The 11,717-nt window shown below is 62.5% G+C and carries 10 protein-coding genes; all 10 read right to left on the bottom strand.

Annotated elements, in window-relative coordinates; all coding sequences use genetic code 11:
- Positions 1-82: 82 nt before the first annotated feature.
- The 10 genes from HHL09_RS01220 to HHL09_RS01175 all read right to left on the bottom strand — a co-directional run bounded on the left by HHL09_RS01220 (position 83) and on the right by HHL09_RS01175 (position 11,707).
- Positions 83-472, bottom strand: coding sequence for a VanZ family protein (locus HHL09_RS01220; protein WP_169452684.1), 390 nt, complete (start codon positions 470-472; stop codon positions 83-85).
- 60 nt (positions 473-532) lie between these two features.
- Positions 533-805 carry a CopG family antitoxin gene (locus tag HHL09_RS01215; protein ID WP_169452683.1) on the bottom strand — a complete coding sequence of 91 codons (273 nt, stop codon included), beginning with the start codon at positions 803-805 and terminating at the stop codon, positions 533-535.
- An 8-nt stretch (positions 806-813) separates the two neighbouring features.
- Positions 814-1,086: a BrnT family toxin gene (locus HHL09_RS01210; protein ID WP_169452682.1), complete on the bottom strand. Its 273-nt coding sequence runs from the start codon at positions 1,084-1,086 to the stop codon at positions 814-816.
- Between the two features lie 116 nt (positions 1,087-1,202).
- Positions 1,203-3,194, bottom strand: a complete 1,992-nt coding sequence (locus HHL09_RS01205; protein WP_169452681.1) for a DUF4340 domain-containing protein — start codon at positions 3,192-3,194, stop codon at positions 1,203-1,205.
- Positions 3,195-3,200: 6 nt separating this feature from the next.
- A complete protein-coding gene (locus HHL09_RS01200; RefSeq protein WP_169452680.1) occupies positions 3,201-4,781 on the bottom strand; it encodes a DUF7088 domain-containing protein in 1,581 nt (526 codons plus the stop codon).
- Positions 4,782-4,785: 4 nt separating this feature from the next.
- A complete protein-coding gene (locus tag HHL09_RS01195) occupies positions 4,786-5,520 on the bottom strand; it encodes an ABC transporter permease (protein WP_240963707.1) in 735 nt (244 codons plus the stop codon).
- Positions 5,521-5,717: 197 nt separating this feature from the next.
- Positions 5,718-6,353 carry a pyridoxamine 5'-phosphate oxidase gene (gene pdxH / locus HHL09_RS01190; RefSeq protein ID WP_169452678.1) on the bottom strand — a complete coding sequence of 212 codons (636 nt, stop codon included), beginning with the start codon at positions 6,351-6,353 and terminating at the stop codon, positions 5,718-5,720.
- 60 nt (positions 6,354-6,413) lie between these two features.
- Complete coding sequence (locus HHL09_RS01185) at positions 6,414-6,944, bottom strand: type II secretion system protein GspG (RefSeq protein ID WP_169452677.1); 531 nt, start codon at positions 6,942-6,944, stop codon at positions 6,414-6,416.
- Complete coding sequence (locus tag HHL09_RS01180; protein ID WP_169452676.1) at positions 6,944-8,488, bottom strand: DUF1501 domain-containing protein; 1,545 nt, start codon at positions 8,486-8,488, stop codon at positions 6,944-6,946. Before HHL09_RS01180 ends, HHL09_RS01185 begins: the two co-directional genes overlap by 1 nt.
- A gap of 18 nt (positions 8,489-8,506) precedes the next feature.
- Entirely contained in the window at positions 8,507-11,707 is a 3,201-nt protein-coding gene (locus tag HHL09_RS01175) for a DUF1800 domain-containing protein (RefSeq protein ID WP_169452675.1), read from the bottom strand.
- Positions 11,708-11,717: the final 10 nt, after the last annotated feature.

Genomic DNA, 11,717 nt, shown 5'->3' with positions numbered 1-11,717 from the left:
CAATCGGTCTGCGCTTCGCGAGGTGGGGAAGGCAGGACGGGATGTGGAGACCTAGCGGCCAAGCGAGACGGGCGCGTCGCGGTCAGGCGATCCAGCGGTGGCACTTCCGGAAGACGAGTGCTCCGGCGAGGGCTCCGACCAAGTCCGCGGTGAAGTCCGCGGGGTCATTTCCGCTGCGGCCGGGGACATGGCTCTGGTGATACTCATCCAGGGCGCCGGTGAGGCCGATAACCAGCACGGTCAACCAGAAGATCCGCTTCCAATTCGCGGCTGCGGGTTTCAGCCGGTAGAGGAAAGCGGAAAACAGGCCTGCGCCTCCAAAGAAGTAGCCGAAGTGGATCAGCTTGTCACTGAAGCGGAAGTCGAGCGCCGGCGGGAAGTGCTGAACTTTCGACGAGAGCATCCACAGCGTGATGAACCATACGGCGAAGCCGAAGAGCCAAAGCGCGGGATGTCTGAGGACGTGGCGCACGGGCGGAGCGGATGGGGGAATACGGAAAAGGCGGATCGATCAAAGATCCGCCTCGCCGGCTTACTGCTTGCGCAGCTCGTCTTCCAGTCGCTCGGCCAGCCACTGCTTCATCATCGACTGATAGTTGAGGAAGCGGGAGCGGGCGATGCGCTTGATGCGGGAAAGCATCCGGGGATCGAAGCGCAGGGTGATCGTGGTGGATTCGCGCGAGTCGGGTTCGTGGATCGAGCCGGACATCAAGCGGGCATCAAGCTCGTGGCTTTCCCAGAACTTGGCTTCGGCTTCTTCGTCGTCAAAGGCCGGGATGTCCGACCAGCGTGAGATAGGAGTCATGGGGTGGCTTATTTGAACTCGGCGTACTTCCGCTCGTAGAACCGTTGTTCCCCATCGGTCATCGGGCGCGCGGCGATTACGCGGGTGCGCTTCCCGTCGGTCCAGAAGCAGACAAAGAGATAGCGGTCGGCCACGGTCCTCCCCAGCGCGTAGAAGCGGCTTTCGCCCGTTTCGTGATCGGGCAACAGGCGCAAGCCGAAGGGATCCTCGAGGGCTTCCTCGAGTTCGCGGGGCTTGATGGACTTCAGGTCGAAGTGGACGTCGATGAGGTCGAGTTCCATGAGAAACGGTGGCGGCGGGCCGGAGAAAACACCAGATGCGCGAGATGGGGAAGCGGAAAGCTCGAAGAATCAAGATTCCTCAAAGATTCCCGCTCCAACAACCGTCACGGCGGGCTTCAATCGTCTCCAAAAAGATCCACGGCGAGGCGCCGCACCGTGTCCAAGCCGAGCTTGAAGGGGTGGGGATCCGAGCCGATGCGGGCGAAGAAGGTGCGATTGTCCGGGCTATCGCTGGCTGGGGCGAGGGTGAGGCTCATGCGCTTGGTGCCGGAGAATTCGCCGTCTTCATCCACGGTCTTCACCGCCAGCTCGAAGGTCATCACCGGCCGGGCCAGCGCGCGGTTCGCCTCCAGGTCATCCGGGGAGAGCCAGCTTTCCGTTTGCAGGTTTGTCAGGAGCTTGAGGAGCTGGTTGGCGCGCTCCGTCACCAGCTCGGCGCTGCGGTCGATGCCATTGATCTTCGCCTTCCAGAGTTGCTCGGCCCAGCGGTATTCCAGCGAGAGGGGTGGCTGGCCTTCGACCTTGCGGTCGATCCCGGTGAGGTCGACTTCCGAGAATGCCCACACCCCGGGCTGGCGCCACTCCCAGAGATTGGAGCTGATATCGCGGATGAACTGGTCATCCAGCCTCATCACGGTGGAGGTTCCGGTCCGCATCGCGTGCCAGGTGCCATCGGTGGAGCGGCCGAAGATCAGCTCGAAGCCCTCGTTCCCGAAGGAGAGGAAGCGGATCGAGAGCGAGGGGCGGTCCAGCCCATAAGGTGCCAGATCGACGGCGGCATCGGTCACGAAGGACAGCACCTTCGTGGTGGTGGCGGCTCTCAGCAGGCGGGCCAGGGTGAAATCATTCGCCAGCTCCATCCTCCCGGTGGCGGTCCGGTAGTGCCAGCGCGCGCCCTTGCCGGGATCCCGGGCGAGGAGGATCTGGGTGCCGGTGGAAGGAGCGATCAGGATGCCCTGCAGCGAGGTCAGATCCAGATTTGTCAGCATCGGATTCCGCAGCTCGTTCACGGTGTCCGGCAGGGCGGACACCGATACCATGGCCTCGGCAGGCGGTGCCTCCTTCTTGATCGGGGTCGGAGGCGGCTGCTTGTTAGGATCTGAAGCGGGAGGCAGCTCGGTGGTCAGCGCGGCGGGTGCGATGGCCTTTAGTGGTAGCTCGAAGACCGCGCCGGGGCGATCACTTACCGTGGCAAAGACGGTGTCCGACTCCGCGAGCTTTGGCGGATAGATTTCCAGGATCACTTCATGGCCTTGGCCGAAGTGCTTCAGCGCGATGCGCCGGCGGCCCGGCAGGTCCTCGCCGGGCAAGGTCACCTCGGCGGGATTCGCCACCCGCAGGGCGCGCAGCTTGGTGAGGTCGTTGATCAGCTTGGTGACGGCTTCCGGATTGGTGCGCAATTCCAGCGGCTTGGTGATCCGCCAAGGGCTTTTCGGATCGCCGCGGGAAAGCAGCAGCTCGCCTTCGCTGCCATCGATGCGGATGGTTTCGAGCCCCAGCGGATTGAAAAGAAGCGGATGATGATCGCGGAGGTGGCGGAGGCCGTCCTTGAAGATCGGATGGATATCGCCGGTCGCGGCGTAGGTGTAGTTTCCGGGATTGTTCTCGCCCGGGATGAGGAAGACGGTGGCATCCGGTTGCTCGGTTTCCGGGTCGATGACCGTCCACTCGGTTTTCCGCGCCAGCACGTAGCGTGCGAGGCTCTTGCCATCCTTGTCCTCGATATGGATGCCGATGGTGCCCTCCTTGAGCATGATCTTGGAGGTATCCAGCTTGCCCTCCGGGATCACATCAACGACGCGGGTGCCGATCGTGAACTGTAGGATCGCCTCGGCAGCGCGCGGGTCCATGCGGTCCTGCCAAGGGCGGGTGACCCTCCACAAGCCGTTCTCGAAGACACACTCCGCCTGCACGCCGTTTCCGGAGAGCTCGATGCGGTGGATCTTCTCAAGTTCCGACTTTTCGATGGGGAAGAGGTTTGCGCCCACCGGTGTGTAGCGCGTGCCGAAGACCTGCTTCAGCCCGATTCCCTTGTGGCCCAGCGCGACCGTCGCCACGACGGCCGCGGTAAGGAGCAGGAGAAAGAAGGTGAATGCAAGGGAGCGCATGGGAAATCAGGCGCGGCGCGAGGACCAGACGATGAGGCCGATGAGGAAAGCGAAGCCCGGCAGGAAGAACAGGTTCACCCGGTTGATGAAGGACACCTGGCTATCCAGCAGCGGCAGCTTGTAGGTGCCCAGCGTGCGCGGGCCGAAGCCGGTCAGCTCCTCGCGGCCGATCAACCAGTTCGCAGAGCTGGCCATGAAATTGCGGTTGATGTCGGTAAGATATTTCGGCGAGAGGAAATCGGAGTTCGAGATGACCACCATCTTCGAGACGCTGTCGCCCACGTCGTCGCGCGTGGCACCGCCGCGGATCACGGCGCCTGCCAGACGGGAGGGGCCCGGATTGTCCTCGCGGGGATCGAAGGCCGGAGTGGCCGCGCCGAAGCGGGTCTCGCCCCAGAACTCCGGGCCGGTCTCCAGCAGTGTGTAAGGCATGATCTTGCGATTCAGCAGGTCCTCGTTGTCGCTGTCCCGGATTTCCAGGCTGTTGGTCGCGCCCTCGAAAGTCGCCACCTTATCCCAGAAGTCCTTGGTGAATTCCATGCCGCCCTTGAAGGTGCCGCGCACGGTGGAGATGATCTGGTCGCCCTTGGCGGTGATCACGCGGTCGCGGCCCGGGGTGATGCCCAGATTCCGGAGGAAGGCGCGCAGGCGCGGCGGTGTCTCCTGTCCCAGGGTGACCAGCACGCCGGACTTCGGGCGGTTCCAGTATTCGCCCAACACCTCGAGTTCCTGCGGGGTGAAATCGTAGGCCGGATTGATGATTGCGACTGCGGCGGCATCATCGGGGATGCGGTCGAGGCCGGAAATCGGCGCGCGCACCGTCAGCGCATTCTGGGAAAGGAGGATGCCCTCGAAGGTACTGAGCGGGGAGTCCACGGTATCCACCGTGTAGCCAGTCTTGTCGGTGAAGAGATAGACCTTGCGCGGCTGGCCCTCGATCGCGGCGACGAGGCCGGTGGTGATGGCATCTTCACCCACGAAGCCGGTGATCTTGCGCTGGCCCTTCTCATCGGTCTCGAAGCGGGCCATGTTCTCCGATTCGATGAAGCGGATGTGGCTCTTCTTCGGCGGATCGTTCGGGGAGCTGACCATCGCGTCCCTTTCCGCCTTGGTGCGGGCGTCGATGATCACCAGGTCGGTGGTGAACATCGTGCGGTTGTTGAAGGCGGTGCCGAAAACCTTGCGGTAGGCTTCCTTGATCTGCTGGGTGCGGTCCGGAGAGCGGATGGGATCGACCAGTTCCAGCTTCACCTTCCCCTTGCCCGCGATACGAGAGTATTCCTCGGCGAGCGCACGGACGCGGTCGTAGAAACCATTGCTGCGGCGGAAGGCGACGATGACGCGGATCGGCTCATCCCGCTCCTGCACCGCGGGAGATTCCAGAAAGCGCTTGGTGGCCGGAGACAGCGTGAAAGCGGCATCCGCGCTGAGATCCTTTGGCGCGTAGTACTGCGAGCTCAGGTAATTGATGCCCACGAAGAGGATCGTGACACAAAGGATCTGGAGGAGCGACAAGGTGCCGGTGCCGAAGCGGCCTATCGGCTTCGCCGGCTTTCGCGAGGAGGGTGTATCGGAGTCCTTGCTCATGGGTTCAGCGGCGCCAGCGGCGGTAATCGACCACCTGATAGGTGATGAAGAGGATGAAGATCGTCACGCTCAGGTAGTAGACGACGGGCCGGGTATCCAGCATCCCGCGGGTGAAGTAGTGCAGGTGCTCTTGGCTGGAGATGTAGTGGAAGAGCGGTGCCGCGCGGAAGCTCTCGCCCCAGATCACGGTGACGTAGCCGAGGAAATACTGGAGGACCAGCAGGCCGATGGTAAGCAGGCCGGCGATGATCTGGCTGGAGGTCAAGGCGGAGGCCAAGCAGCCGATGGCGGTGAAAGCGGCCCCCATCAGGAAGATGACCGAGTAGGCACCGATCATCGCGCCGGGCGCATAGGCGGGCGGCACGTCGGTCACCCATTCATACATGCGGAACTGGATGTAGGTGGGGATCCAGAGCAGGATGTAGAAGAGCAGGGAGGCTCCATACTTGGAGAGCACCACCTGCCAGGTTCGCACCGGGGCGGTGAGCAGGCCTTCCAAGGTGCCGCTGCGTTCTTCTTCCGCGAAGGTCCGCATGGTGATCAGCGGGAAGATGAAGAGGAACCAGAACCAGAAAAGCGGGGTGTGGAAAACGGCCCACACCAGACTGTCCTGGCGCGGGGAGTCGCGGAAGCCCTTCATCGCCGTGGACAGGGCTGCCCCCTGCATCGCGGTGACGAAAGCGAACACCACCCAGCCAAAAGGATTGAGAAAGTATCCCTTCAGCTCTTTGCGGAGCATGATCAACAACAGGCGCATGGTATCGGGTCGGTCCCTCGCGGGGCCGCTTGTTTAGGGAAAGACCCGGTGGACGGGAAAGGGAAAAGATGAAAGGTGAGGGCCGAACTCCGCGGGTAAAACCGCGCAAAGGGTGGTTCTCTTTTTAAGTTGCTGGTAATAAATGGGATCGGCTCCGGATTCCCAGCTGCGACCGGTCGTCAGGGTGACAAGCGGCTCAGTTCCCAAGCCTTGTCCTTCCGTTCGTAGAAAAACCGGTCATGCAGCCGTGCCGGACCACCCTGCCAGAACTCGACAGTTTCCGGGACCACGCGGTAGCCGCCCCAAAAGGAGGGCAGGGGGACTTCGCCCTTGCCGAATTTCTCGGTCACCTCGGCCAGCTTTTGCATCAGCAACTTGCGGGAAGAAACGACCGAGCTTTGGTTCGAAACCCAAGCGCCGAGCTGGGATTCGCGGGGGCGGGAGACGAAATACTTCAGGGATTCCGCGGCAGAGATCTTCTCCGCGCGTCCTTGGACAATCACTTGGCGTTCCAAGATGATCCAGGGGAAGAGGAGGGAGACTTGGGGATTTTCCGCGATGTGCTGGGCCTTCCGGCTCTCGTAGTTTGTGAAAAACACGAAACCGGAGGCATCGAAGTATTTCAGGAGGACGGTGCGCAGGAGCGGTCGGCCCTTGGGATCGACCGTGGCAAGGCTCATCGCATTCGGCTCGTGGAGCTGGAGCTCGATGGCCTGCTTGAACCAGAGCTCGAACTGCTGGATCGGGTCATCAGCCAGATCCTCGCGGCGCATCCCGCGGCTCGAGTATTCCTTCCGGAAATCGGACAAATCCATGCCCCGGGCATAGTCGCGCCCTTCCGGTCATGCAACCAAGGCATTCAAAATCCGCCGGATCTACTCTGCTTCGCTCCCGCCGCGCACCACATCGTCCGTGGTGAACAACTCGCCGTCCGGCCCGGCGGATCGCAGCTCGGTCCAATTTGCGGTGAGGCTATGAAACACATAAGGGTGGCCCCATCGGTCGAGCAGGCGTCCCGCTTGGTCGAGATAGGAGCCGCCGCGCTGGAGGTAGGCCACGCGCTTGTCATTTTTCCCGAGCAGGGCCGCGGTGATCTCTTCGTTTTCCCCGGTCGGATGGCCGCCATGATTCCGGCCATAGGACGAAAGCAGGAGTTCGATCGTCGCGAGATCGTCTTCCGCGCTGCCATCCTTCGCGCCGAGTCCGGCGCTGGCTTCGGCAGCCACGGGCAGGGCCGTGACCTCCGCTGGCAAGGGCTTTGGTTTCGGCGGAAGGACCCGAAGGGGTTTCTTCACTTCGGCCACGGCTTCATCCTCCGGAAGGAGGTCGCCCCGGAAATAAAGCAAGCCGCCGATGAACACGATGGCTCCGGCCAGCAACAGGAGGCGTTTCGATCTTGTCTTCATCAGAGGAACTCCAGGTTCGCCGACGACAAGGCCGGATCGTCAAAGCGGTTGAGATTCGGGAAGATCGCCTCAAGATCGTTCGTGGTGGCACCGAACCACTTGGCCAGCACCGAGGAGTACTGATCCACCGAGGTCGTGGGGATCCAGCGCCCGCGGTTTGCCGAGCCGGCATCGATCGAGCCCGAGGCATTTCCGATCTTGAGAGAGGGGAAGTGACCGAATACATCGCCTCCCTTCACGGCTCCGCCGAGGACGATCGCATGGCTGCCCCACGCGTGGTCGGAGCCCGCCTTGGCGGGATCGGTGCTGTTTGGCGTGAAGGTGCGGTTGAAGTCGGAGGCCGTGAAGGTCACCACATTGTCCCAGACCCCGAGTGCTTGTAGCGTGGCGGCGAAGGCGGCGAGGGATTGATTGAGCTCAGTGATGAGATCGCCGTGCGATGCCAGGAGGGTCTGATGGGTGTCAAAGCCTCCGATTTGGCAGAAGAAGATCTGGCGGTTGTTTCCCAGCACCCCGCGGCCTGCGATCAGCTTGGCCACCATCTTGAGCTGGTTGCCAAGGCGGGTCGTGGCATTCGTGAAGAGCGTATCGAAGTCCACCCCGCTGGCAGTTGCAGCGGTCAGGGCCGCGCCAATGCTGCTCTCCGCCGCGCGGGCCCGGACGACCACGCGCTTGTATTCCTCCTCATGGAGGTTGGCATGGGTCAGCTTCATGATGTCGTCGAAGGCCTTGAGCCGGACCCCGGAGACAGTGGACTTGTAACTGCCGTTGGCATTCAACGCATCGGCATAGCCGGTGCCGAAGCCGGAGAAGGGAACCGAGCCATCCTCGCCCACGGTATACTGGGTGACTTGGCCGGAAGTTCCGATCTGGAAGGAATTCACCCCGGCGAGCGAGATCGACATCGAGACCTTGGAGGTCGCGGAATTGTACGAAGAATGCAGTAGATCCGCCGCACGTCCGCCCCATCCGGAGGCGAAAGCTTGGTCCGGCACGGAGGATTGCCACTGGGTCTGCTGGTCGGAGTGGGAGAAAAGCTGAGGCGGCAGCGGCACATTTCCGCTGTCATACTCGGCACGCGAGGCCACGGGATAGGCCAGGGTTCCCACGTTTGAGATGACTGCCAGATCCTTCCGGTGAAAGAGCGTGGCAAGATCGCTTGCTGCGGGGTGCAGGCCCAGCTGTCCGGTGCTGCTTCCATGGTGGCGTTGGAAGGCTTTGGTGCCGGTCGGCAACACCAGGGAGTTCAGGTCCCCGGATGGCAGGGCCAGCACGCCGCGGCCGTTCACGTAGTCGGCGCGGAGGGATCCGGCGGATGCGGTGCCGGCCGGTACGAGAAGATTGTTCGAATCATGTCCGCCATTGAGGAAGAGACAGACGAGGGCCTTGTAGTCCGTTGCCGGCGGGGCTTGCGCAGCAGCGGCACCGATCAGGCGCATCTGGCAGAGCGCATTCACGAGACCGGTGACGCCCAGCGAAGCGCAGGCGGACTGGCGCAGGAAATCACGGCGCCGGATGCGATCCTCTTTCTGATGCTTCTTCATGAATGAATCCGTGCGTGCTTACCTCTGGGTGACTCCTTGCGGAGAGGCCGCCACCAGCCACAGCGCACTGCGGATGCGGCTCACCGCGGTATTTGCCTGCACCGAGGGGTCGGTACTGGCATTCGTGCCGGCATTGGTCGCGGCGACCGCGTCGACGATGATCCGGCGCGGGGTGCCCGCCGCGTTGCCGAAGCGGGCCTTCAGTTCGCCGCTGGTCAGCAGTAGATCGATGCGGTCCACCACTGCCTCCGCAGCCGTAGCGATGGCGGCGGTGTTGTTAAAGGTAGCGGTATCAGCTGGCGAGAAGAGTCCGTCACCATTGGTATCGAGCTTGGAGAGGTAGAGCGCTTGCAAGGGCGAGATGTCGATGTTGATGCGCTGGGGATTTCCCGTGAGAGTTGGCAGGCCGGTGTTCGGCGTGAAGCCCGCCGTCGTGTAGATGCCGTTGTAGATGAAGTTCGTGGCGCTGACGGCGGTGCTTTCCGTGATGATCTGGAGTTCGGGCGAGACGATGCCGTTCGTCGAGATGATGCCGGAGGGAGAGTAGTCCGGCAGGAACCAGTTGAAGACACTCGGTGCGGAAAGCGGGGACTGATCGAGTGCGGGCGTGCGGTTCAGCCGATAGCGCGTCGTGCCTTCCGGAAATTTGTCCAGCTCCGCTGCCGGATAGCCCCAGCCGGTCAGGTCGGATAGCGCCATCGAGGACTTGGCACCGAAGGCCCGCATGAATGCGGTGGCGCGCAGCAGCGGCTCGCGAACCTTGCCCGATCCTGCCGGAGTTTCGGCATTCTGTGCGGCGCGTGCCTCCGGATCCAGCAGGATTGCCTTCAGCAGCGCCGGGAAGTCCCCGGTGCTGGTGCGGAAGACCTGCGACACGCGATAAAGGTAAGCCGGAGAAGGATTGGCCGTGACGAAGCGCTGGATCAGGCGGCGAGAGATAAAGGGCGCGGTATTCGGATGATCGCGCAGCAGATCCAGTACGGCATTGAGATCCTGATTGGCGGTGTTGCCTGCCGGCAGATTCACGCCCAACACGTTTTTCGCATCGGTATCATGGCGTGCAGGGAAGGCTTTAAGGGGATTGGTCCACTGCGCTTCGCGATGCTTCACCCCGTCGCCCAAGGCGAAGGTATTGTTGTCGATCACCTCATAGGGGGCGGCGGCGGCATTGCGCTTCGAGAAGGACCAGCCGGTGAAGACCCGAGACATGTTCGAAATGTCCGTCTGGGTGTAGGTCGGGATCGGGGTCGCGTTCTCATCCAGCTTCAGCGAACCGTCCGGATGCAACTGCACGAGGCCGATCGAGAGCAGTTGCATGATCTCCCGCGCGTAATTTTCATCCGGAGAGGTGATCTGGTTTCCTGCTCCGTCGAAGGTCGCTTTCTCATTCCGGAGATGCGAGAGATAGGTGCCCATCACCGGGCTCAGTGAAACGGACCGCAGCAGCGCCCGATAGCGGCCGGTCGCCGCTTCCGCGAGCTGATCGTGGTAGTTCGCGGCACCATAGGAGTAACGGTTGACGACCGCATCTTCATCAGAGACCACGAAGATCTCGCTCGCGGCAAAGGCGAAGCGCTGCTTGAGCTGGCTCTTTGCCTGGATGGCGAAAAGCCACCAGCCGCGGCGACGGTTCTGGCTGTTCAGGTTGAAGTCGGGATCGCGCGCAGCCGCTTCCTGTGCGTTCGCAGCCTGGGTGTAGGCCAGCAGGGAAGGTGAGGGCAGCGCGAGCTGCTCATCAATCCAAGCGGAATAGGCGGCAATGCGATCGCCACCTGCTGCAGCCACGCGTGCCTTCAGGGCCTGGATGCTGTCATAGGTCGGGCCAAAGGTGGCCTGAGTGAGGAAACGGGCGATGTCCCGCTCCAGTTCATCGCCCGTCAGGCTTTCGATGGGTAGCGGCGCGGGCGGTGCTTCGAATCCAATGGAGCCGGAGACCGGGTGGAAGATTCCTTCAATCTCACCGGTGACATGTGCCTGCGTGTAGATTCCCAGCTTCACTTGTCCGGCGAGCAACGCATCCAGGACCGCTTGATCCGTCGTGTAGCTCTGCGTCGCCCGGATCGGCCAGGTTTGACCACCGTAGTTGAAGGGTGGAATCGATTGCAGGATCGCTGACGATGCATTGAGGATCTGCGTCGAATTGACCGCCGAGTTCAGGTTCGAAAAGGAGACTGAAGCCAGTGCCGAGTCATTGTCGCCGGAGAGCTTGATGATCGCGAGGCCGCTGCCGCTGGATGGCACGCCGGACAAGGGGCGCAGCGGTGCGAGCAGCAGCCGTTGATTGGCGAGGGTATTTTTGGCATCGCAAATCTGGAAGCTGGCAGACTCCAGGCTGCCGCCGGCGGAGAGCGTGAGTTGGCGTGGCACCTCTGGCACCGCGTTTGCCACCGGCTGGATGGCCAGGGTTCCGGTGGTTTGGTTTGCCGGAATGACCAGTCGATCCGGGAGGGGCTGATGGTGGGCAGCTGTGGCGGAGGATTTCGATGGCGAAGCGGCCCCGGCCTTCTTGAGAAAAACCGTGAGCGGATAGGCCGCGGGCATCCGGCGCGCCGTGAGCAAGGCGGCCTCCTGCTCCTTCTCGTAGGCATTTGCCTGGGTGACCTCGAGCTTCAGATCGCTCCGCCACGCCTGAATGATGGAACTCGCGATCGCCAAGTCGGTCCGTCCCTCCTCGGGAAAGGACTTCTCGGCTGCAGGATTGAAGCCCTGCAACTGGCGCTCCGACCAATCGTCCACCCCGTCGCCATCGTTATCATGGTCGGTGACGCTGGCCTTGAACAGGCCTCGGTCCCCGGCTGCCGGGAGTGGCAGGGTGAGGCTCTCGCCGCCCGCCACCACCGGTTCCCCGACCGCTTCCCATGAGCCGGCTCCGGAGGATGCGGAGAGCAGCTGATACCTTTTTCCCGGCTGCGTGGTGAGGGTGATCGAAATGCTCCCGTTTTCCTCATGCCCGATGCTTGAACTGAAGCGCGAGCCGGCATCAAAGGGATTTGTCCCCGCGATTGCTTCGCTAAGGTTCGACTGGCCGTCGCCATCGGCATCCGCTTCCGGAGTGAGTCCGCGCACGTGATAGCGAGCTTCCCAGACATCCGGATAGCCATTCGAGTCGAGATCCAGGGCGGCTCCAGCTCCGGTGCCGATGCTTGCAATGCAGGCCGTGCCGATTGCCAAGCGCTGGAGGCGCTCGCGCAGCAGGAAAGCGGGAATGCGTCGTTTCATGAATCGCGGT

This window comes from Luteolibacter luteus (assembly GCF_012913485.1).
In the GTDB taxonomy this organism is placed as follows: Bacteria; Verrucomicrobiota; Verrucomicrobiia; order Verrucomicrobiales; family Akkermansiaceae; genus Haloferula; species Haloferula lutea.
The sequence above is the reverse complement of the archived record's forward strand: the minus strand, read 5'-3'. Positions and strand labels throughout refer to the sequence as shown.